Source organism: Halomonas sp. B23F22_3, assembly GCF_043496965.1.
GTDB lineage: Bacteria > Pseudomonadota > Gammaproteobacteria > Pseudomonadales > Halomonadaceae > Halomonas.
Genome location: NZ_JBIEKG010000005.1, coordinates 20,452 through 40,842, shown reverse-complemented (window position 1 = coordinate 40,842; position 20,391 = coordinate 20,452). Strand labels below are relative to the sequence as shown.

Here is a 20,391-nt window from a genome sequence, read left to right as displayed (position 1 = left end):
GTTATCTCCCGGAGATGGTCCTTACAGGCGCCAGCCACTCGGACCCGCCACCCGCAGGCGTGGAATGAAGCGTGGCGTGCGGGCCGCGTAGGTCTGCCATTCGTCGCCGAACTGGCGCGCTACCTCGCGCTCTTCGTGAACCGCCAGGCGCGAGTACATCCACACCAGCACCGGGAACATCGCCAGCGTCAGCAGGGTGGGCCACTGCAGCAGGAAACCGGCCATCACCAGCACGAAGCCGGCGTACTGCGGATGTCGGACATGGGCATAGAGACCGTTGGTGGCCAGCTCTCCTCGCTGCTGGGCGGCATAGAGCGACCGCCAGCCGGCGGCGATAAGCCAGAACCCGGCGACGATGAACACCATGCTCAGCAGATGGAACGGCCCGAAGTGCGGGTTGGCCTGCCAGCCGAACAGCATCTCCAGCAGGTGCCCCGCGTCGTGGCTGAACCAGTCCACCTGCGGGTAGCGTGACTGCAGCCAGCCGGAAAGGAAGTAGAGGGTCAGCGGGAAGCCGTACATCTCCGTGAACAACGCCACCAGGAAGGCGCTGAAGGCCCCGAGCGAGCGCCAGTCCCGGCGCGTCTGCGGCTTGAAGAAGCTGAAGGCGAAGAAGATGAAGATCGCCGAATTGAGCAGCACCAGGCCCCACAGGCCGTAGGCGGGCACGTCATCACTCATCGCGCGCTCCCTTGCGGTCATCATGCCCGCTATGGCTGCCGTGCCCACCATGGCCTCCATGCCCGCCGTGCATAAACACATGCATCAGCGGGCAGGCGAGCAGGATCAGCCAGGGCAGGGCGCCGAGCAGGTGCACCCTGTGCTCCTCCCAGAGCAGGAAGCCCATCACCGCCAGGGCGAGCGCTGCCATGAGCCAGAAGGTGCCCTTGCTGGGTCCTCGCTCCAGCCACCCTTTATCGTCACTCATGGTCAGATCCTCACCCGGCGCAGGCGCAGCGAGTTCATGACCACCGACAGCGAAGACGCGCTCATCGCGAAGGCGGCGAACATCGGCCCGATCAGGATGCCGAGGAATGGATAGAGGATCCCGGCGGCGATCGGCACGCCGGCCCCGTTGTAGACCAGGGCGAAGAACAGGTTCTGCTTGATGTTGCGCATGGTGGCCAGCGACAGCTTGCGGGCCCGCACGATGCCGTCGAGGTTGCCCTTGACCAGCGTGAAGCCGGCGCTTTCGATCGCCACGTCGGCGCCGGTGCCCATGGCGATGCCGACATCCGCCTGGGCCAGGGCGGGGGCGTCGTTCACCCCATCGCCGGCCATGGCCACCTTGCGGCCTTGTTCCTGCAATTCACGGATGATGCGGGCCTTGTCTTCGGGCAGCACGTCGGCGCGGATCTCGTCGATGCCCAGCCGGCCGGCGACGGCACGGGCGGTACGCTCGTTATCGCCGGTGGCCATGATGATGCGAAAGCCGAGTTGGTGCAGCGCCTTCAGGGCGTCGGGCGTGGTCTCCTTGACCGGGTCGGCCACACTGACCAGGCCGGCGATCTGGCCGTCGAGCACGACGAACATCACCGTCTCGCCCTCATCGCGGCGGGCGTTGGCGGTTTCGGAAATCTGCCCACCGTCGAGGCCCAGCTCGGCCATCAGCTTGGCGTTGCCGAGTGCCACCGACTTGCCGTCCACGACCCCCTTGACGCCCATGCCGGTCACGGCCTCGAAATCGGTAGCATCGGCGAGGGATACGCCGCGCTCCTCTGCGCCGGCGACGATGGCCTCGGCCAGCGGGTGCTCGGAGCCTTTCTCGAGGCTGGCCGCCAGGCGCAGCACCTCGGCCTCGTCATGCCCCGACTCCGGCAGCACCGCTACCAGCTTCGGCTTGCCTTCGGTCAGGGTGCCGGTCTTGTCAACCATCAGCGTGTCGACCTTGGCGAAACGCTCCAGCGCCTCGGCATTCTTGATCAGTACGCCGGCCTGGGCGCCGCGCCCGGTGGCCGTCATGATCGACATCGGGGTGGCGAGGCCCAGGGCGCAGGGGCAGGCGATGATCAACACCGCCACCGCCGAGACCAGCGCATAGGAGAGCGACGGTGCGGGGCCCCAGATCGCCCAGGCAATGAAGGAGAGAATGGCGACACCGATCACCGCGGGGACGAACGTGCCTGCTACTTTGTCGGCGAATTTCTGGATCGGCGCACGGCTGCGCTGGGCAGCGGCCACCATCTCGACGATCTGGCTGAGCATGGTATCGGCACCGACGCGGGTGGCCTCCATGACCAGGCTGCCGGTGCCGTTGATCGTGGCCCCCGTGACCCTGTCGCCTTGGACCTTTTCCACAGGGACCGGCTCGCCCGAGATCATCGACTCATCGATCGAGGAGCGGCCCTCGACGACCACGCCGTCCACCGGCACCTTGTCGCCGGGCCTCACGCGCAGGCGATCGCCCACCTGCACGTCTTCCAGCGCCACCTCCTCTTCGCTGCCGTCGGGCCGGATCACCCGGGCGGTCTTGGCGGCCATGTCCATCAGCGCGCGGATCGCTTTGCCGGTGCCCTCGCGGGCGCGCAATTCCATCACCTGGCCCAGCAGGACCAGGGTCACGATCACCGCCGCGGCCTCGAAGTAGACGCCGACGGTGCCGTCTTCCCGGCGGAAACCCTCGGGGAAGATGCCGGGCGCCAGCACCGCGACGATCGAGAAGAGATAGGCCGCGCCGACCCCCATGCCGATCAGGCTGAACATGTTGAGGTTCATCGTGCGGAAGGAATTAACGCCGCGTACGAAGAACGGCCAGCCGGACCAAAGGATTACCGGCGTGCTGAGCACCAGCTCGATCCACATCGCGTTGCGTTCACCGAAGAAGTCGCGAATGGCCCCGAAGCCCAAGTAGGGGCTCATCGTCAGAATCAGGACCGGAAGCGTGAGCACGGCCGCGACCCAGAAGCGTCGGGTAAAATCGACCAGCTCGGGATTCGGCCCTTCATCGCCGACCGCCGCCGATTCCAGCTCCAGCCCCATACCGCACAGAGGACAGGCACCGGGAGTGGTCTGGCGCACTTCGGGGTGCATCGGGCAGGTGTAGACGGCGCCGGCATGCCCGGCCGGCACCTTGTCGTACTTGCCGCCGCGGACCGGTTCGCTTCCCGCATGGCCGGTGCCATGCCCGTGACACCCGTCATGCTGGCCATGATCGGATGGTGCTTGAGTGTCGTCGCTTCCCATGGGCACGAGGTGCATGCCGCACTTCGGGCAATCACCCTGCTGATCGGAAACGACCTCCGGGTGCATCGGGCAGGTGTACTGGGAAGCCCCTTGATCGCTGGCGTTCAGGGAACCGGCATCTGTGCCTTCCTTCAGCTGACCGTGATGCGAGTGCTCACGCCGCTTGATGTGCTGCTGTGTCATGAAGCCATCTCCGTTACCTTCGTTGGCTGGGGGTATCTCAGGGTCTTCCTTCCCGCGAGCGAGGGACGCCTTGTCGCCTTGGCGCCTAGGCAGCGACGTCAATGCCGCAGATCGCGCCTGCGTTGCTCGTATTCCTCGCGGTCGATCTCGCCGCGGGCGTAGCGTTCTTGCAGAAGGTCCAGTGCCGTTGGCCGCTGTTGAGAAGGGGTCTCGTCCCGGCCTCGGGTCAGGCCACGCACCAGGAGAACAGCCAAGGCAATGACGGCGCCCCAGAACAACACCATCATGAGCCCGCCGAAGAGCATATGCCCCCAGCCGTAACTCTCCATATACGCCATCATGTCGCCCCACATGGTCGGATCTCCATTCATGTTGAATTACCCTGCCCTGCTGTCAGGCTAAAACCTGTGGGTAACCCAATGGTCAAGATAAAATAGAGGTGAAAGTATCCTGCTCTTGATCCTGGTCAACGTTCGGCATCTTCAGTAGAATGAAATTAACGCCGAACGCATTTGTTGTTGTGTGAATTCAGGATGTCAGTGAACCCTCGGCTCATCGTGAGTATTGCGTGAGGTATCGGCTAGCTTCCGCCACTGTCCCCAGCGAGGAATAAACATCGGTACCCGCCGCTGATAGGCGCGATAGCCGTCACCGAATCGAGCCAGCATCTGCCGTTCTTCGCGGTGGGCCAGCCAGGCATAGGAAAGCACGACCACCGGAAACAGGCCGACCGAGAATAGCGTCGGCCAATGCACTACACCCTCACCGAACAAGGCAATGAACAAACCGGTGTATTGGGGATGCCGTACTAGGGAATAGAGTCCGCCGGTCACCGGGTGGTTCTCGCGCCGTGCCTTGTAGACTTGCCGCCAGCCCTGAATAAAGATGCCGATGCCGGTAAACGCTAGCCCGTAGCCAAACAGCATGGAGACAAGCATGCCGGCTTCTCCCAGTCCCACCAGCGTCGACCAGAGGCTGGCGCTGACATACTCGCTATCCAGACCGAAGAAACGCACCAATAGATAGATTGTGAGCGGAAAGCCATACATCTCGGCGTAAAGCGCGATGATAAAGGCCTGCACCGCGCCGGCACCGGTCCATTCGCGCCAGTTCTTCGGTGCGAAATAGCGATAGAAGAACCAGGACACCAAGACGATGACGATCAGCGCGAGGCCCCAGTCACCAGTATGATTGAGGGATTCGTTCATGGCCTACGCTCCACTGCGCCGGTTGAGGCGTGTGACAAAGAAGTTGTAGAGCGGGCCGAAGACCAGGGCTATGTACCAGCCGTAGCCGAAGCTTTCAGCCAGGCCTAGGAAGAAGCTTGACCAACTGAGCCAAGTAAAACCTGGCAACAAGCGCAGCCAGCTCTCATACATCGCTTGGTCGGGAAACAGCAGGTCGAACCCAACACACAGGATGAAGGTGACGGCCAGAAACAGCCCCATGCTCATCCCGAGCGAGATCACAGGAATCCGTGGCGTGGCTTGAACCGGCAAGCGGGTTCCGGAACGAGGCTTGGCTGGCGGCGGAACATCGGCATCAGGCATCTTCGTTCTCCGGCTGGGTAGGTAAAACTTTTGCTGCCGGTGCGAGATGCTGTTCGGGCGCGGCCTCGAAGCGTTCCCGGCAGTCACGTGAGCAGAAGTAATAGACATGGCCCTCGTGGACACTCGGCTTGGCCTTTTCTGTGCTGACGGTCTTGCCACAGACGGGATCGACGTCCTCGGCTGGCGGAATCCAGCGCAGGCTCTCGGTGGTCGTCTGCCTCTCTGACGCCCCCTTGCCATGCTTGGCTTTGCCATGACCATGACCCATCACGTGAGCACCGCAGCCAAAACGCATCATCAGAAAGATGATTCCCGCCCAGAGCATGAAATATATGAGCTCGTTCATGGACTCTCTCCTGCTATTTCATTATCGGGGCCCGTGTCATATCGGCCGACTTATGCGATATGCCGAGACGCTATCTTCTAGAGAAAGGTTAGAACCTCTGCGTGGCACCAAGCCCAAGGCCGGAGTCGCTTCCCTACGTCTCTCGGTTTTGCGGAGTGTTTCAAAGCATACGCAACGAAACTGAATTGATGCTGAACAGTGAAGCACCCCCGACGCCTGGCGGTGGTTTACGGCATCAAGATGCAGCCAGCGTCTGCTGGGAAGAGCCTCTGCACGCACAGCGGCCACTCCGGCAGTCACCTGGATCGATGCGGGCACGGGTTATCTCCCCGCGTATCCGTCTGGAGTCGTGGGGCTGGGGAGTGTGGTCAGACTTAGCCTCTGAAGCGTTGGCTCAGCAGGTAGACTGGAACCGAAGAGAGGATGGGAAGGGCTCTTGGCGTGCCGCAGGCGGTGACAAGCCGTGGCGCCATGGCCATATGGTGGTAGCGTGGCCGAGGTGGCTCCGTGTAGATGCCTTCCAAGATGGTCCAGAACCTATTGACCCACAATCAGGTCATATGGCGCGGTAAACCTCGGTGCGGCATCGAGGTTGTGGCCTGTGCTGGTAGCGTGAAATACTCACGCCGAAATCCGCGCTTTTGGAACCAGGCGATGCCTATGCCGCGCCTTGTCATGACATAGTTGCTGGGTATCAGCGTAGCGATGCCGGGTCTCGTCATGGCGGACGAATATCATGCCGGTGATTCCTGTGCGGTCGAGTCGGCTTTTGATCTGGCCTCGGTACCTGCCATGCGGGAAGCAACCGATGAGCAGGGTGGGCTGACAATCTGCAGTGCGCCCTGCAGACACTGCAATGACGTGATGTTGCTCACCCTTTCCCTTACTGCTATCCCCCCTGCCGCCAGCGCCGGTCCGGAGCACGGTCTGGCCGCTAGCTGTGTAAACCCACCAAGTTGTTCATCCGGCTGCCCGATCCCCATCTGGGGTGCATCGCCTTTGGTTGGCTGACCATGGGCCAGCGGCTGACGCTGCCGATGCTGGTGGCGGGGATGGCGCTGGTGGCGTGGTCACGTCGCCAACCTCGCCCGGTGGGCAAGGCGCGACAGCCGGAACGCCCCATATCGACTCCCTGGTGACGGAGGATAGTGTTATGACGAATGATACCAATGGGCCTGGTCGAACAGGAGTGAGTCAGGCTCTGCGCTGGCTTCAGGCAGTGGTACTGCTGCTGGCCGCCGGGAGCGCTCCCCTCCAGGCGGCGGGGGCGCCAGACGACTGGCCCAAGGGCCACTACCCGCTGCCCGAGCGGGGCGACCTGATCGGGCAGGACTATACCGTCGAGGCGGGTGCCGAGGAGACGTTGCTCGACCTCGCCCGCGAGCACAACCTGGGATATGAGGAGATTCGTCGCGCCAATCCCGATCTCAGCGTCTGGATGCCCGGGGAGGGCACAGAGGTAGTGATCCCGGCGCAGCGCCTGCTGCCGCCGGTGCCCCGCGAGGGCATCGTGATCAACCTCGCCGAACTCCGCCTCTACTACTACCCGGAGGTGGAGGAGGGCGAGGCGCCGCGGGTCGAGACCTATCCCATCGGCATCGGTCGTGAAGGCTTCGACACCCCGCTCGGCAAGACCGAGACCACCATGCGCATCGAGAACCCCGCCTGGTATCCGCCCGAGTCGGTGCGTCAGGAAGCGGCGGCGCGTGGCGAGCAGGCGCCCGCTGTGGTCCCGCCGGGGCCGGACAACCCCCTCGGCGACCACGCGATCCTGCTCGGCTTCGACGGCTATCTCATCCACGGCACCAACCGGCCGGACGGCATCGGCATGCGTGCCAGCCGTGGCTGCATCCGCATGTTTCCCGAGGACATCGAATCGATCTTCGTTCGGGTTCCCGTCGGCACCCAAGTCAACATCATCGATCAACCGATCAAGGCCGGCTGGCACGCGGGCAAGCCCTACGTGCAGGCCTACCAGCCGCTGGAGGTGCAGAAGAATGGCATGGCGCAACTGCTGGATGCCTTGACGTTGCTGGGTCAGTCTGCCGGTGGGGAATCCCTGGCACTCGACTATCAACAGCTGCGCGGGGTGCTGGATGCAGCCGATGGCCAGGTCATCGCCATCCGACCGGCGCCGGAACCCGAACCCGTGGCGGCCGATGCGGAGAGCGAGACCGGCGGCATCTACGAACACCTGGGGGGCCAGCAGGGCTTTCTCGAAGCCCTTGAAGTGTGACGCCGGCATCCAGGCATCACCTGATCCGCGCCCTGGCAGCAACGTGTCGGGGGCGCCTGGCGCGGTGACACAGAACACGTCGTGCCGGTGGATGACGTTACGTCGAGAAGTCGCAGAAGACTCGACGGTTGGACTCCGATCGGCACCCTCAGCCGATCGTGGCCAGGGCCGGGAACCAGTCCACCAGGATGCTGGAGAGCCGGGTGAGCGTCCCGGAGACGATCAGCAACCCCATGAGGATAAGGATCACGCCGGCGACCGGTCGGGCATAGGCACTCCACTTGCCGAGATGACCCCGGTAGTGGCTGAACTTGTTGAGCAACAGGGTGCTGGCCAGGAAGGGCAGGGCCAGGCCCAGGGAGTAGGTCGCCAGGTAGAGCATGCCGGCCTGGGCGTTGGTGGTGGTCGAGGTAGCCATCAGGATCGCCCCCAGGATCGGGCCGATGCAGGGCGTCCAGCCGATGGCAAAGGAGATGCCGAAGAAGGTCGCCGCCATGGGGGAGCCTCCTCTCAGCTCCGGCGACCACTGAAAGCTGCGCTGCAGGACGGGTAGTCGGAACACGCCCGTCATGAACAGGCCGAGCACGATGACGATGCTGCCGGTAATCCAGTTGAGCTCTTGACGATAGCCGCGAAGGAGCTGGCCGATACTGGTGACGCCCAGGCCCATCAGGATGAAGACCACGCTGAAGCCAAAGACGAAGAAGGTGCTCAGCAGCATCGCCTCGAAGCGTCGATCTGCCTTGCCGGCGCTGCCGCCGGTGACCACCGACAGATAGGCGGGCAGCAGCGGAAGGGTGCAGGGTGAGAAGAACGACAGCAGCCCGCCAAAGAGGGCGCCGATCAGGCCGATGGAGGAGAGCGTGTCCACTGAGCTTCTACCTGGATGCAATGAAATGAATGGATAGCGGCCGGCAGCCGTCAGAGTTGCCGGCCTGGGTCGGTTAGGCGGCACCTGGTGTTCCTAGAGGTCACGAGCGCGATGGGGCGGACATCGCCTCGTGTTCCTTCGTCGTCGGCAGCGGTTGGATCCAGGGCCGTGCCTCGGGAATCTCGGCACGGCCGTCCAGACAACGATACCGCGCGATGGCCGGATCGTGAAAGGCGAACACCTTACGACAGGTCCCATCTACTCTCATCGGCAGGTGACCCGCCTGGAGCGCGAGATGGGATCATGGGACAAGTCGGCTTATTCACCTGCCGGAACGCGAAGCCTCGAGAGATATCTGGTGACCGATGCCCCCCAGTTCTACGGTCTGCAACACCTCGAGGGAGTCCGGGTCGACGATCCACAGGAGGGGTTCTGCGCGGCTGGTGACCAGTACCCGCCCATCAGTGGGCGCCACGGCGAGATGGTACGGGGCCGGAGACAGCTCGGCGCTGTGTCGTATGCCGTCCTCGAGCGATATCCTGACGAGGCGGTTATCGCCCTGACTCGTCGCATAGAGGCTCAGGCCATCCGGACTCAGGTCGATGCCGTGAGGTGCCGCGCCGATCTCGTATTCTTCGGCCACACTCCCTGCCGCGAGATCCACCGCCAGGGCTCTCCCCCCGGTATCATCGTTGACGTACAGGCGTTCGCCGTTCTCCGAGAGCACCATGTGCTCCGGGCTGCCACCGACGCGCATGTTGCGCCGCACGAACCAGTGCTGGGGATCCACCTCGCTGATGGTGCCATTACCGGCGTTGCTGACCAGTATGCTACCCCCCTCTGCGTTCTGAACCAGGTAGTTCGGGTTCGGCCCCGTGGTCAAGGAGGCGATCACCTGGCCGCTTTCCAGCGACACCACGCTGATGCCGCCGCCGGTGGGATGGGTCGAGACGACATGCTGCCCGTCTTGCGTGACCAGGACATGATGCACGGGCCCTGGCACATCCAGTGTTCTGACGATGCGGCTCGTGGCCGTGTCGGTGACGTAGAGCAGGCCGGTACTAGCGGCCTTCGTGGAAGCTGTGCCGCCGTCGCCATGATGGGCCGCGTGCTCGTCTTCCGTCACCCCCTCGGGACGAGCGAGCTCGCTACCGGCATCCTGCGGGGAAAGGCTCCCCACGATGAGTTGTCGTCCGTCAGGAGTGAGGGCGGAGCCGTGCGTATTGATCGTATCGGTCACGGTCGATATCACCTCCTGACGCTCCAGGTCGATGATACCCACGGCATCTGCCGTCCCCATCGGCACGAAGGCCCGGTCGTTCGCCGCTAGGGCGGTCGTTGAGGCTGCGAGGGCGATGCCGGCCATGAGACTAGCCAGCCAAGAACTGTGCAGAGGGTTCTTCATGAGAGACATGTCCTAAGTATTGAGGCCCCTGAGGGGCGTGGGCGACCGTCAGCAGACGGTCGGGGGTATGGAAAACGTCGATGAGATCGACATCGAGCAATAGCCATCGACAGACCTCGTGGTCAGATCCTCGTTTTGCTCGAGCGCAGGGAGCGGCGCATCACCGATACTGAGCCGAACGACATGGCTGCGGCGGTGATGAAGAGAGCAGTCAATGGCAACTCCATGGCTCCTTGCTGGCATTGTCCTTGATGTTCTGGTCGACGAACCGGTAATGGTCTTCCTTGAAGCGCGTCCACCAGCCATGGCTGATCTCGATGGCGTGCCGGGCGAGGATCGCCTCGATATGGTCGATGCACAGCCACGACGCATCATAGGCCATGCTGAGCTTGTGCTTCTCGGTGTCATAAGTGACTCGCTCGAGCCCGTACAGCCCATCGATCTCGTCCATGGCGACGCGTAACTCATCCTGATCGCAGGGCTCGAGCTTCAGCTTGCGAGTCACTAGATTGACCTCGGAGACCCCGAGGCGGTGTTGATTCTTTGACATACGGAACACCCCCCCTGTCATTTGCGTCATGCACGGTCAGGTCCACGTCCGGTGTAATTGCAGAGCATTACCCAGCATCGATACCGAACTGGTCGCCATGGCGATACCTACCCCTTGGCCCAGGGCATCGTTGATGCCATCGCCGTACCTTCTGCCTCCGGCAGCACCCCGGTGATGCCTAGGCGCTTGGATTTCGCCGATTGGCCCAAAGCCTAAAACCCTTGGGTAACGCAAGGGTCAAGCGAGAGGGGAGCACCTAGGTGGCGGACGGCGTCAAACGTTGATCGACGTCATGCAATTTCCGGTTTCGTGAGGCTCACTCCTAGCCTAGGTGGCAAAGCTGAACCAACCCTGAATGGGCGGAGCCTGTTGGGACGTCATGTCATGTGGATGTCGGTCAGGCATGCCGGGTTAGGCGTCCCAGTATCCCATCATTGACGATTCAAGCAGGGCGCCTGGCGGGGCTGAGACTCGGCTACCCGAGATGCAGCCAGCGCCTGAGGGCCGATCGCAAGCGTGCCGGCGCGGATTTCCAGGCCAGAGGGAGCAGGGTGATGGTGCCGAGCGCGAGCACCGTGAGGCCCGCGCGGCGCAGGTCCTCGGATGCGAGCTCGTCGCCGAAATGCGCCAGCAGGAAACTTGCCGGTAACACGCCCAGCAGCGTCGCGACGGCAAAGCGCCAGGCCCTGAGAGGCGAGAGCCCTGCCGCGTAGCTGATGACATCGAACGAGACGAACGGCATCAGCCGGGTGGCGAAAACGGCGGCCATCAGGGCATTCTGCGAGCCAAGGAAACGCTGCAGCAGGCTCGGGGATGGGCGTACGCCGAACCAGACCCTCAGGGCGTCATATCCCAGCAGGCGGGATATGGAGAAGGCGATCAGCGCACCCGTACCGGAGCCGGTGGCGACATAGAGCGTCCCCCAGGCATGGCCATAGGCCGCGCCGGCGGCGAGTGCGATCGGGGCGCTGGGGATCGGGCTCATGACGATAGCCAGGGTCATCAGGCCGATGATCAGAACCGGCCCCAGCGGGCCAAGCCGTATCACTGCCTGCTCGAGGGTGTCGCCTGTCTGAAGGGCGTGCAGCATCCCGGTGCGCCCCAGCAGCAGGGCGGTGGCAAGGAAGACGGCAAGCAGCCCAACGCCACATAGGATGCGCCGCCTCGAGGCTTGGGATAAGCGGGAAGGGGCGCCGTCCTCCTGCTTCTGCTGCCCGGCCATGTTTTCCAATCCTGATCTCCCACGCTTGTCGTTGCACCCACTCGGCCTCCTTGAGGATGAATGACAGCCGGCTGGCAGGTGCAATCAATGTCCGAGCACTGTCCTCATGCTGAGCCCGCTTAAGTGGACGAGGCCTCAGGGCGGCGGCACTCGCCAGTTGCACTATCACGCCGAGCCCCCACAGCGCGCATGTTTTGTCCTGCCCGTCTTCAATGGCAGTCACGGGAGAAGAAAAAGTAGTCATGGCTATCGTGGACGCTCGGCTTGGCCTTTTCGGTGCTGAGGTCTTGCCACACACGGGATCCAACGTCTTCGGTGGGTGGAATCCAGTGCGGCCCCTCGGTCGTCGCCTGGCCTTCCTGCCTCTACCGTGTGGTCAAAAGTGCTGCGGTGATTCTATGAACCCAGGCATATAGCCTGCGCAGCTCAGAAGGAGGCTTCAGGTGATTCCTGCCCGTGGCATGAACTGCACCAGCCTGTTCATCGTCGCTTTCCTTTGCCGTCTGCCGTCAACCTCTCGCCACGTTGCGCAAGCGAGCTTGTTATCAGGATACAACCTATGGGTTGCCCAAGGGTAAAATGAGGAAGTGGTTAAGGGTGGTTTTGTTGACTCATGTCAGTTTTCAGTCTGCGCAGCCAAGCTGAAATGGTGCTGAATATTGGGGATTATAACTATTTTTAGCCTAAAGGGTGTAGAAAGCCAAGCCATTTTCTTAGGAAGAGTAAAGGGATAAAAACGGGGCGCCTTTGTGATTGATTCCTGGCGGTCTCTTGTGGGAATATTTTAAGTTTTGTTCAGTCTTGATCTTGGTTAATTGTGTGAAAGGAGTGAAAGAGATGCGAATGCTTAAGGCCTTGTTGTCACTTTCCTGGATTCATAGAATAACCGCAGCACTTTGGACCGCACGGTAGAGGCAGGAGGGCCAGCGCCGGTACCCTCCCTGCTTTACCGACCAAAGTGAAGCAGAGCATGGGATACCGACAGCTGACCCAGATCCAACGATACCAGATCCACGCCCGATATGACGTGGGCATGAGCCAGCGGCAGATCGGCAGGAAGCTGGGTCTTCACAGCAGCACAATCAGTCGTGAGCTGCGCCGCAACGCCACCTCTGGTGGCTACGATCCCGAGCAGGCCCAGATCCTCAGTGATCACCGGCGGCGTATCGCCTGGAAGTGGACGAAGCGCCTGCCTAGCATGATTGCCGCTGTGGCTGGCCGGCTGCGTGAGGAGTGGAGCCCACAACAGATCAGCGGTTTCATAGCCCCCTTGGCCGGGGTAGGTGTCAGTCATCAGTGGATCTACTCCTTGATCTGGGACGACAAGGCACTGGGTGGCGATCTCTGGCGCCATCTCCGTCAGCCGAAACGACGCAGCAAGCACCGTGCCCAGGCCAAGAGCGCTGGGCTGGGCAAGATCCCAAACCGGTTAGGCATCGAGCACCGACCGGCTGAGGTCAATGACCGGCGCTTCATCGGCCACTGGGAGGGCGACACCGTGATCCAGGGACATAAGCAATCGGGCCTGGTTACGCTGGTCGAGCGTCGCAGCGGCTATCTGCTGGCGGCACGGCTGCCCAAGATCTCGGCGGAGCTGACGAAAGCGGCCATGATCCGCCTGCTGAAGCCTCGCCGGGGAGCTGTTCAAACGATAACGCTGGACAATGGCTCGGAATTTGCCGACCACGAAGCCGTGGCCAGGTCGGTGACGGCGGCGACGTACTTCTGTGATCCCTACTGCTCTGGTCAGAGAGGGACCAACGAGAACACGAATGGCCTGATACGGCAGTACTTCCCCAAGGGAACGGACTTCCGCCAGGTCACCGATACCGAGCTGCGCGCGGTGGTAAAGAAGCTGAATGATCGCCCCCGAAAACGGCTCGGCTATCGGACACCGGCACAGGTGTTCCTGGGGGAGTACTCAGGAGCCCTGGATACCGCAGGTGCTGCGCTTATTGCTTGAATTCAGGTATGAAAATCGCTGACCATGACAGTGATGTTTTGGTCAGTAATCTTCATCGGTGCGGTAAAGACCCATTACAGTGGGATCAACATTCGCGAGAAACTCTTGATAAGATTTCCTCGGGTATGAGTCGTGCATTACATGACCCTAAGGTTTTTTGGTTTGCTGAAATTACTGCCAAGCTTAGAGTGGGGTTTTGTCAAGAAATTTTTCCTAGTCAGATGTTCCTTAATAAGTCAGATGGCAGGAGTTTACCCACTAAGCAGCTAGCGAAGACGATAATGAGCGATGGACGAGAAGCAGCATGCTTTACTTCTACGAAGGTTGGTGCTGCCATTCAAATGGTAGATGATTGGTGGGAAGAAGGCGCGGAAAAAGCTTTACGTGTCAGTGAGTATGGTGCTGACAGTGATACACTGTTAGCAAGGAGAGGGGCACTATCTGGCCGTGACTTTTACTCTTTTCTCATTAAGTCAGATGAGTTCTTGAAAGATGTTGAGAAGAAAGGTTGTATCAGCCCCGACTATCATTATTTGATGGCCGTGCTTGCTAAAGGCGGGATGTTTCAGAAGAGCAAGGGTAAATAGAGTCGACTGATATGAATAGGTATTTTTTCTCTGTGCGCTATCTTGTTCCCGATGCTGACGTAGGTCTGCTGTCAGGCCGCAGTATGACTGCGCTTCATTACTTTGTTATCAACAATCATCCATTTGATATAGGTGTTTCTTTCCCTTGCTGGTCAGCTCAATCGCTTGGTGATGTGATGGACTTTGTATGTGAAGATAAAACTAAGCTGAGTTTGTTTAGAGAGTGTGGTTATTTATCCATGATGAAAGGGGAAGGTCTGTTTGATGTGGGTGATGTTGGCATGGTCGATGATGAGAGCATTGATGAGGTAAGGTTTGTTCGTAATCAAGGTATCAAGAAGATTTTTCCAGGTGAAATGCGAAGAAGGCTGAAAAGAGCAAAGAAAAGGGCATTGGAAAGAGGGGAGGCCTTTCAACCAGAAAAATTGGCTAACCAAAGGGAGGTTGAACGCTTTCACTCATCCTTTATGGAGAGTAGCAGTACCGGGCAGTCATTCATGCTGCATATTCAAATGGAAGCGGGTGCCACCTATATGGAAAAAAGAGAAGCTGGGAAAGTATTCAGTTCGTATGGGCTAGCCACTAATCAGGTATCCCGGGGAACTGTGCCTATTAGAGCATTGGTCCCATAAGCTAAATGTTTTTGCTTAAATTTCGCCACTCTTTTTTGTATGGTCGTAATATTTTTTATGATTTTCAATGGGTTGATAAGCACTTGGTTAGAAAGGTTGGTTGAAGAGATGGTAGCTTAATTCATTGATAAATAAATGGGTTAGTGGTTTTTTGTGTAGTAGACTGCCGCATAGGCAGCCAAAAATAGCAGGGCATGATTGATGACCTGAATATCGGCGTGAACTGCCGCATAGGCAGCCAAAAATAACGAGGGGATGTGCGCAATTATCACCGGCGAGTGAACTGCCGAAAAGGCAGCCAAAAATATTAGCCCGATACCGATAAAGCCGAGACGTGGTACAACTGCCGTACAGGCAGCCTTCCCCCTCCCCGCTTGCTTGGGTGGGGATTTTTTTCATTCCTTTGGAAAAATTACAACATGCCTACCTAATCAGTCCCCACAATACAGGATTATGCAATTTAATGCTTCAAATCTATGCTGTCTTTTAGTGAAAGTTTTCATCCAACCTACTGATTTGTAGGCACAGATTGTGCAAAGTTTACGTAGAAACGACATCGCATGCACCATCCGTCTGCATAAACTGCCACAAAGTCACCCGGGGTCGGAAATCAGATCGGCAGCAGGGCGAACCGCGTCAGCAGCCAGATGACCAGGCTGATGGTCACGAAGGAGGCGAGGGTGCTGACCATCAGGGCGGCGGCGCTGGCATCGCCCTGACCGAACTGCTTACCAAAGAGCGGGTAGACGCTGATCATGGGGGCGCAGGCGAACAGCAGGGCGCCGGCGACCAGTAGCGGGTCAGGGTGGGGCAGCAGCAGGAAGACTCCCAGCACGGCCAGGGGGTGCAGGAGGAGCTTGCCCAGCACCACCTGACCGACATCCACGGCCATGCCGCGCACCCGGAGGCCATGGAGCATGCCGCCGATGGTGAACAGGGCCGCGGGTCCCGCCGCCTCGGCCAGCATGTTGATGGCCTTGGCCGGCGGGCCCGGCAGCCTCAGCCCGGTCACGGCGAGGAGGATGCCGATCAGCAGCCCGATCAGCACCGGGTTGCGCGTCAGGCGAATGAGGGTCTGGTGTGCAATCTGGCCGACGCCGTTGCCGTTCTGGCGGCTGGCCTCGGCCAGGATCAGCGCCGAGGGGATGATGAACAGAGTCTCCACCACCATGTTGAGCGCCATGAAGATCGCTGCCGGCGGGCCGATCGCCATCACGGCGATCGGGTAGCCGATGAAGCCGCTGTTGGAGGCCGACATGCCCAGCGCATGGATGGCGCCGGCGTCCAGGCGCCTGCCGCGCAGCCCCACGGACAGCGCCAGCCCCAGCAGGAAGGCCGCCAACGACCCCAGCCCATAGGCGAGCAGGTAGGTCGGGTCGAAGACCTCCTCCAGGGGGTAGTCGGTCAGGGCGCGGATGATCAGCGAAGGCAACGCCAGGTACATGACGAAGGTGCCCACGCCCTGCAGATTGTCACGACTGAGCAGGCCGGTGCGCGCCGCGATGAAGCCGGCGCCGATCAGCAGGAAGATCGGTAGCGTGATCGCCAGTATCTCTAGCACTTGGCCGTCCTTGGGGTGGCAGGGGGTCAGCTGGCGCTGGCGCGAATCTCTCGGGCCTTGTCCTGCAGCAGCGGCAGGTACTGGCGAACCAGGGTGTCGTAGTCGATGCGGGCCGCATTGGTGCTGATGTTGATGGCGCCCAGCAGGCGGCCGTTGGCATCGAAGGCCGGCACCGCCACCGAGCGCAACCCGGAGTCGAGTTCCTGGTCGGCGATGGCGTAGCCCTGCTGGCGCACCTCGAGTATGCAGCGCCTCAGCTCTGCCTTGTCGGTGATGGTCTTGTCGGTATGCGGCTGTAGGACCACTCTCTCGAGGAAGGCGTCCAACTCATCTTCTGGCAACTGGGCCAGCAGCACGCGTCCCATGGAGGTGTGGGCCGCGGGCAGGCGCGTGCCCACCGAGAGGGTGATGGCCATCAGCCGGTGGCGGGACGAGGAGCGTGCCACATAGGTGACGTCATCGCCGTCCAGCACGCCGAGCGATGAGGATTCGCCACACTCGGTGGTGATGTCTTCGAGAATCTGCTGGATCACGCTGCGGTATTGATTGGCCGACAGGAACGCGTAGCCGAGGCTCAGCACCTTGGGGGCCAGCTCGAAGTGGCGTTGCTGCTTGCGAACGTAGCCCAGGGCGTGGAGCGTCAGCAGGAAGCGTCGTGCCCGGGCACGGTTCATGCCGGTGCGTGACGCCACTTCGCTGAGCGTCATGCGCGGGTGGGCCTCGTCGAAGGCCAGGATGACCTCGAGGCCACTGGCCAGGGCGGTGACGAAGTCGCGATCATCGGGGCTCAGGGCCTGGTCCTGCAGAGACGTATCCATCCGTCGATATCCTTGCTCGTGTTGCCGAAGAACCATGGTCTAATCTAGCATATTTGTTCGAAATGCGAACATGTGTGCGACTTAGGGGGGGCTGTCCGCCCCTCGGTCGACGCCCCACTTAACCACCGGAGAGACCGTCATGCCTGCCGCCCTGATCCAGCACCCCTTCATGAGTCAGCAGGCGCTGGCCGAGTGCAACACCCGGGCCATGGTCGATGCCATGCTGGCCTTCGAGCTGACCCTGGCCGAGGTCCAGGAGGCCCGCGGCGCAGTACCCGAGGGCGCCGGCCCGGCCATGCGCCAGACACTCGAGGCGCATGCCTTCGACCTGGAGGCGATCGCCGCGGGCGTCGCCAGCGGCGGCAATGCGGCCATCCCCTTCGTCAAGCAGGGGCGCGCCGCCTTGCCGGAGGAGCTTAAGCGCTATTGGCACCAGGGCGCTACCAGCCAGGACGTGGTCGACACGGCCCTGATGCTGCTGTTGACGCCGCGCCTGGCCGCCCTCGATGCGCTGCTGGTGCGCTGTCGCACCGCGGCCATCGACCTGATGCAGGCCCATGACGAGACCGTGATGGTGGGCCGCACCCTGATGCAGCAGGCGCTGCCGATAACCTTCGGCGTCAAGGTGGCCCACTGGGCCATCGGCCTGGAACAGGCCCGCCGTCGCCTGGCCGGCCTCGAGCTGCCGGTGCAGTTCGGCGGGGCCGTGGGGGTGCACTCTGGTTTAGACGGGCCGAGCTGTGACGGGCAGGGCCTCGCCTTCATGGACGACCTGGCCGAGCGGCTGGGACTGGCGGCTGCCGTGCTGCCCTGGCACACCGATCGACAGCCGATCCATGCCCTGGCCACGGGGCTCGATGCCGCCGCTGGCGCCGCCGAGAAACTGGCCCTGGACGTGTCGCTGCTGACCCAGACGGAGCTCGGCGAGGTGGCTGAGCCGGCGGCCCCCGGCATGGGGGAGTCCTCCTCGATGCCGCACAAGCGCAATCCGGTGCGCTGCGCGCTGATCCGCGGCGCCGCCCGCCAGGTGCATGGCCATACCACGGTGCTGCTCAACGCCGCGGCCCAGCCCCTGGAACGGGGGCTGGGCGAGTGGCACGCCGAGTGGGCGCCATTGATCGACAGTGCCCTGCTGCTGGAAGGCGCGCTGGAACAGGCCGCGGTGCTGCTCGAGGGCCTGGAGGTGCACCCCGAGGCGATGCGGCGCAACCTGGCGGCGACGGGCGGCGGCATCATGGCCGAGCCGGTCTCGCGCCTGCTGGCCCCGGTGGTGGGCCAGGACGCTGCCAAGCGTATCAGCGCAGAAGCCGCCGAGACGGCCCGCCTGACGGGACGCCCCTTTGCCCAGGTATTGCACGAACAGCTCCTGGCGGAGCACGAGGAGGTGGCGGGGCGCGTCGCGCGTACCGACCTCGAGCGGGCCAGTGATCCGGCCTTATACCTTGGTAGTAGTCGAGCCCAGGTGCAGCGTGCCCTCGCCTGGTTGGAAGGCAAGTAATCCACTGTAAGTTCGACATTTTCTCGGTGATCGCGAGGGGAGGCCAGGCCTCCCCTTTTTCGTGCGTGCCCGGCGGGATTTGACGGGCGCCCGTGGCGGGGGTAATTTGTTCGCATCACAAATCAAAGTTCGTCATTCGAACTTATAGAGAGCCACCGCCAGGAGGAGATCCCATGGCCGAATTCCTGAGCCTGCATGACGCGGTCGCGCGCTACGTCGAGGACGGCGCCACCGTGGCCATGGAAGGCTTTACCCACCTGATTCCCTTCGCCGCGGGTCACGAGGTGATTCGCCAGGGCAAGCGTGACCTGACCCTGATCCGCATGACCCCCGACCTGATCTACGATCAGCTGATCGGTGCGGGCTGTGCGAAGAAGGTCATCTTCTCCTGGGGCGGCAACCCCGGCGTGGGCTCCCTGCATCGCCTGCGCGACGCCGTGGAGAAGGGCTGGCCGCGTCAGATCGAGATCCTCGAGCACAGCCATGCCGCCATGGCCTGCGCCTTCGAGGCCGGGGCCGCCGGCCTGCCTCTGGCCGTGCTGCGCGGCTACGTCGGCAGCGAGCTGCCCAACGTCAACGACCAGATCAAGTTCATCGAGTGCCCCTTCACCGGCGAGCGCCTGGCCGCGGTGCCGGCAGTGCGACCCGATGTCTCCATCGTCCACGCCCAGAAGGCGGACCGTCAGGGCAATGTGCTGGTGGAGGGGATCGTCGGCGTGCAGAAGGAGGCCGTGCTGGCGGCGACGCACAGCATCGTCACCGTCGAGGAGATCGTCGACGACCTGACCGCCGAGCCGGACTATCACCCCAACGCCTGCCTCATCCCGGGCTGGGCCATCGCGGCCATCGCCGTGGCCGAGAAGGGCGCCTTGCCCTCCTATGCCCATGGCTACTACCCGCGCGACAACCGCTTCTACAAGGAGTGGGATGCCATCGCCCGGGATCGCGACGCCTTCACGGCCTGGATCGAAGAGAATGTCATGAACGCAGGGGGGAACGCCTGATGAGCCTCGACTACACCTCCGCCGAGATGATGACCGTCACCGCCGCCCGCGCGCTGGAAAACGGCATGACCTGCTTCGTCGGCATCGGCCTGCCCTCCGAGGCCGCCAACCTGGCGCGTTTGACCCACGCCCCCGACGTGGTGCTGATCTACGAGTCCGGCACCCTGCAGACCAAGCCGGACGTGCTGCCGCTCTCCATCGGTGATGGCGAGCTCGCCGAGTCGGCGCTAACCACCGTCGCGGTGCCGGAAATGTTCCGCTACTGGCTGCAGGGCGGCAAGATCAGCGTGGGCTTCCTGGGCACCGCCCAGATCGACCGCTACGCCAACCTCAACACCACCCTGATCGGTGACTACCAGTCGCCCAAGGTGCGCCTGCCGGGAGGCGGAGGTGCTCCAGAAATTGCGACGAATGCGGGCGAGGTCTTCATCACCCTGAAGCACTCCAAGCGCGCCTTCGTGAAGGATGTGGACTTCGTCACCACCCTGGGCTTCGGCCGCGACGGCAAGGGCCGCGACGGCGTGCCGAACATCGGCAGGGGGCCCACTCGCGTCATCACCGACCTCTGCGTGATGAAGCCCGATCCGGAGACCAGGGAGCTCACGGTGGTCTCCCTGCACCCGGGCGTGAGCCGCGAGGACGTGTGTGACGCCACCGGCTGGGAGATTCGCTTCGCCGGCGAGCTCGAGAGCACCCCGGAGCCCTCCGCGCATGAGCTCGAGATCCTTCGCGAGCTGAAGGACAGAACCGAACGCCAGCACGCCGGCGAGTAACAGGAGATT

Annotated in this window: 20 protein-coding genes; 7 read left to right on the top strand and 13 right to left on the bottom strand. The window is 62.1% G+C overall.

From position 1 onward, the window contains the following. Positions 1-21: 21 nt before the first annotated feature. The 7 genes from ACGTNG_RS12105 to ACGTNG_RS12075 all read right to left on the bottom strand — a co-directional run bounded on the left by ACGTNG_RS12105 (position 22) and on the right by ACGTNG_RS12075 (position 5,262). Positions 22-681, bottom strand: coding sequence for a methyltransferase family protein (locus tag ACGTNG_RS12105; protein WP_152484033.1), 660 nt, complete (start codon positions 679-681; stop codon positions 22-24). Further along, positions 674-928: a DUF2933 domain-containing protein gene (locus ACGTNG_RS12100; RefSeq protein WP_152484032.1), complete on the bottom strand. Its 255-nt coding sequence runs from the start codon at positions 926-928 to the stop codon at positions 674-676. Before ACGTNG_RS12100 ends, ACGTNG_RS12105 begins: the two co-directional genes overlap by 8 nt. A 2-nt stretch (positions 929-930) precedes the next feature. Next, on the bottom strand, positions 931-3,366 hold the full coding sequence (locus ACGTNG_RS12095; RefSeq protein WP_394577302.1) for a copper-transporting P-type ATPase: 2,436 nt from the start codon (positions 3,364-3,366) through the stop codon (positions 931-933). A 98-nt stretch (positions 3,367-3,464) separates the two neighbouring features. After that, positions 3,465-3,719, bottom strand: coding sequence for an SHOCT domain-containing protein (locus ACGTNG_RS12090; protein ID WP_394577301.1), 255 nt, complete (start codon positions 3,717-3,719; stop codon positions 3,465-3,467). A gap of 183 nt (positions 3,720-3,902) precedes the next feature. Continuing rightward, a complete protein-coding gene (locus ACGTNG_RS12085; RefSeq protein ID WP_152484030.1) occupies positions 3,903-4,574 on the bottom strand; it encodes a methyltransferase family protein in 672 nt (223 codons plus the stop codon). Between the two features lie 3 nt (positions 4,575-4,577). Further along, positions 4,578-4,916, bottom strand: a complete 339-nt coding sequence (locus tag ACGTNG_RS12080) for a DUF5676 family membrane protein (protein WP_253939448.1) — start codon at positions 4,914-4,916, stop codon at positions 4,578-4,580. Then, complete coding sequence (locus ACGTNG_RS12075; RefSeq protein ID WP_394577300.1) at positions 4,909-5,262, bottom strand: YHS domain-containing protein; 354 nt, start codon at positions 5,260-5,262, stop codon at positions 4,909-4,911. Before ACGTNG_RS12075 ends, ACGTNG_RS12080 begins: the two co-directional genes overlap by 8 nt. A gap of 1,153 nt (positions 5,263-6,415) precedes the next feature. Between ACGTNG_RS12075 and ACGTNG_RS12070 the strand changes: the two genes are divergently transcribed. Continuing rightward, the gene (locus ACGTNG_RS12070) at positions 6,416-7,498 is read left to right on the top strand and encodes a L,D-transpeptidase family protein (protein WP_152484028.1); all 1,083 of its coding nucleotides are present in this window, start codon (positions 6,416-6,418) and stop codon (positions 7,496-7,498) included. 148 nt (positions 7,499-7,646) lie between these two features. Here the strand turns inward: ACGTNG_RS12070 and ACGTNG_RS12065 are convergent, their stop codons facing one another. From ACGTNG_RS12065 to ACGTNG_RS12050, 4 genes are all read right to left on the bottom strand, one after another. After that, a complete protein-coding gene (locus tag ACGTNG_RS12065) occupies positions 7,647-8,369 on the bottom strand; it encodes a cytochrome c biogenesis CcdA family protein (RefSeq protein WP_394577299.1) in 723 nt (240 codons plus the stop codon). 322 nt (positions 8,370-8,691) lie between these two features. Further along, entirely contained in the window at positions 8,692-9,774 is a 1,083-nt protein-coding gene (locus ACGTNG_RS12060; protein ID WP_394577298.1) for a YncE family protein, read from the bottom strand. 211 nt (positions 9,775-9,985) lie between these two features. Further along, positions 9,986-10,279 (bottom strand): cation transporter, encoded by a 294-nt coding sequence (locus ACGTNG_RS12055; protein WP_394577297.1) that lies wholly within the window; start codon positions 10,277-10,279, stop codon positions 9,986-9,988. 520 nt (positions 10,280-10,799) lie between these two features. Then, positions 10,800-11,546 (bottom strand): TVP38/TMEM64 family protein, encoded by a 747-nt coding sequence (locus ACGTNG_RS12050; RefSeq protein ID WP_394577296.1) that lies wholly within the window; start codon positions 11,544-11,546, stop codon positions 10,800-10,802. Positions 11,547-12,516: 970 nt separating this feature from the next. Here ACGTNG_RS12050 and ACGTNG_RS12045 point away from each other — a divergent pair. The 3 genes from ACGTNG_RS12045 to cas6f are packed head-to-tail and all read left to right on the top strand — an operon-like array spanning position 12,517 to position 14,728. After that, positions 12,517-13,509 carry an IS30 family transposase gene (locus ACGTNG_RS12045; RefSeq protein WP_394577295.1) on the top strand — a complete coding sequence of 331 codons (993 nt, stop codon included), beginning with the start codon at positions 12,517-12,519 and terminating at the stop codon, positions 13,507-13,509. Between the two features lie 8 nt (positions 13,510-13,517). Next, positions 13,518-14,096 (top strand): type I-F CRISPR-associated protein Cas7f/Csy3, encoded by a 579-nt coding sequence (locus ACGTNG_RS12040; RefSeq protein WP_394577294.1) that lies wholly within the window; start codon positions 13,518-13,520, stop codon positions 14,094-14,096. An 11-nt stretch (positions 14,097-14,107) separates the two neighbouring features. Then, positions 14,108-14,728, top strand: coding sequence for a type I-F CRISPR-associated endoribonuclease Cas6/Csy4 (gene cas6f, locus ACGTNG_RS12035; RefSeq protein ID WP_394577293.1), 621 nt, complete (start codon positions 14,108-14,110; stop codon positions 14,726-14,728). 610 nt (positions 14,729-15,338) lie between these two features. On the opposite strand, the gene ACGTNG_RS12030 is transcribed toward cas6f, so the two are convergent. Then, positions 15,339-16,289, bottom strand: a complete 951-nt coding sequence (locus ACGTNG_RS12030; RefSeq protein ID WP_394577292.1) for an AEC family transporter — start codon at positions 16,287-16,289, stop codon at positions 15,339-15,341. Between the two features lie 26 nt (positions 16,290-16,315). Next, positions 16,316-17,107 carry an IclR family transcriptional regulator domain-containing protein gene (locus ACGTNG_RS12025; protein WP_394577291.1) on the bottom strand — a complete coding sequence of 264 codons (792 nt, stop codon included), beginning with the start codon at positions 17,105-17,107 and terminating at the stop codon, positions 16,316-16,318. Positions 17,108-17,246: 139 nt separating this feature from the next. Between ACGTNG_RS12025 and ACGTNG_RS12020 the strand changes: the two genes are divergently transcribed. From ACGTNG_RS12020 to ACGTNG_RS12010, 3 genes are all read left to right on the top strand, one after another. Beyond that, positions 17,247-18,605 (top strand): class-II fumarase/aspartase family protein, encoded by a 1,359-nt coding sequence (locus ACGTNG_RS12020; RefSeq protein WP_394577290.1) that lies wholly within the window; start codon positions 17,247-17,249, stop codon positions 18,603-18,605. A 173-nt stretch (positions 18,606-18,778) separates the two neighbouring features. Further along, positions 18,779-19,609, top strand: a complete 831-nt coding sequence (locus tag ACGTNG_RS12015) for a CoA transferase subunit A (RefSeq protein WP_394577289.1) — start codon at positions 18,779-18,781, stop codon at positions 19,607-19,609. Beyond that, positions 19,609-20,382 carry a CoA-transferase subunit beta gene (locus ACGTNG_RS12010; protein ID WP_394577288.1) on the top strand — a complete coding sequence of 258 codons (774 nt, stop codon included), beginning with the start codon at positions 19,609-19,611 and terminating at the stop codon, positions 20,380-20,382. Before ACGTNG_RS12015 ends, ACGTNG_RS12010 begins: the two co-directional genes overlap by 1 nt. Positions 20,383-20,391: the final 9 nt, after the last annotated feature.

Coding starts and splice junctions, on each gene's coding strand:
- ACGTNG_RS12075 (WP_394577300.1), bottom strand. CDS start 5,262: ATGAACGAGCTCATATATTTCATGCTCTGGGCGGGAATCATCTTTCTG.
- cas6f (WP_394577293.1), top strand. CDS start 14,108: ATGAATAGGTATTTTTTCTCTGTGCGCTATCTTGTTCCCGATGCTGAC.
- ACGTNG_RS12045 (WP_394577295.1), top strand. CDS start 12,517: ATGGGATACCGACAGCTGACCCAGATCCAACGATACCAGATCCACGCC.
- ACGTNG_RS12015 (WP_394577289.1), top strand. CDS start 18,779: ATGGCCGAATTCCTGAGCCTGCATGACGCGGTCGCGCGCTACGTCGAG.
- ACGTNG_RS12085 (WP_152484030.1), bottom strand. CDS start 4,574: ATGAACGAATCCCTCAATCATACTGGTGACTGGGGCCTCGCGCTGATC.
- ACGTNG_RS12090 (WP_394577301.1), bottom strand. CDS start 3,719: ATGTGGGGCGACATGATGGCGTATATGGAGAGTTACGGCTGGGGGCAT.
- ACGTNG_RS12010 (WP_394577288.1), top strand. CDS start 19,609: ATGAGCCTCGACTACACCTCCGCCGAGATGATGACCGTCACCGCCGCC.
- ACGTNG_RS12080 (WP_253939448.1), bottom strand. CDS start 4,916: ATGCCTGATGCCGATGTTCCGCCGCCAGCCAAGCCTCGTTCCGGAACC.
- ACGTNG_RS12070 (WP_152484028.1), top strand. CDS start 6,416: ATGACGAATGATACCAATGGGCCTGGTCGAACAGGAGTGAGTCAGGCT.
- ACGTNG_RS12060 (WP_394577298.1), bottom strand. CDS start 9,774: ATGAAGAACCCTCTGCACAGTTCTTGGCTGGCTAGTCTCATGGCCGGC.
- ACGTNG_RS12095 (WP_394577302.1), bottom strand. CDS start 3,366: ATGACACAGCAGCACATCAAGCGGCGTGAGCACTCGCATCACGGTCAG.
- ACGTNG_RS12105 (WP_152484033.1), bottom strand. CDS start 681: ATGAGTGATGACGTGCCCGCCTACGGCCTGTGGGGCCTGGTGCTGCTC.
- ACGTNG_RS12020 (WP_394577290.1), top strand. CDS start 17,247: ATGCCTGCCGCCCTGATCCAGCACCCCTTCATGAGTCAGCAGGCGCTG.
- ACGTNG_RS12025 (WP_394577291.1), bottom strand. CDS start 17,107: ATGGATACGTCTCTGCAGGACCAGGCCCTGAGCCCCGATGATCGCGAC.
- ACGTNG_RS12050 (WP_394577296.1), bottom strand. CDS start 11,546: ATGGCCGGGCAGCAGAAGCAGGAGGACGGCGCCCCTTCCCGCTTATCC.
- ACGTNG_RS12040 (WP_394577294.1), top strand. CDS start 13,518: ATGAAAATCGCTGACCATGACAGTGATGTTTTGGTCAGTAATCTTCAT.
- ACGTNG_RS12100 (WP_152484032.1), bottom strand. CDS start 928: ATGAGTGACGATAAAGGGTGGCTGGAGCGAGGACCCAGCAAGGGCACC.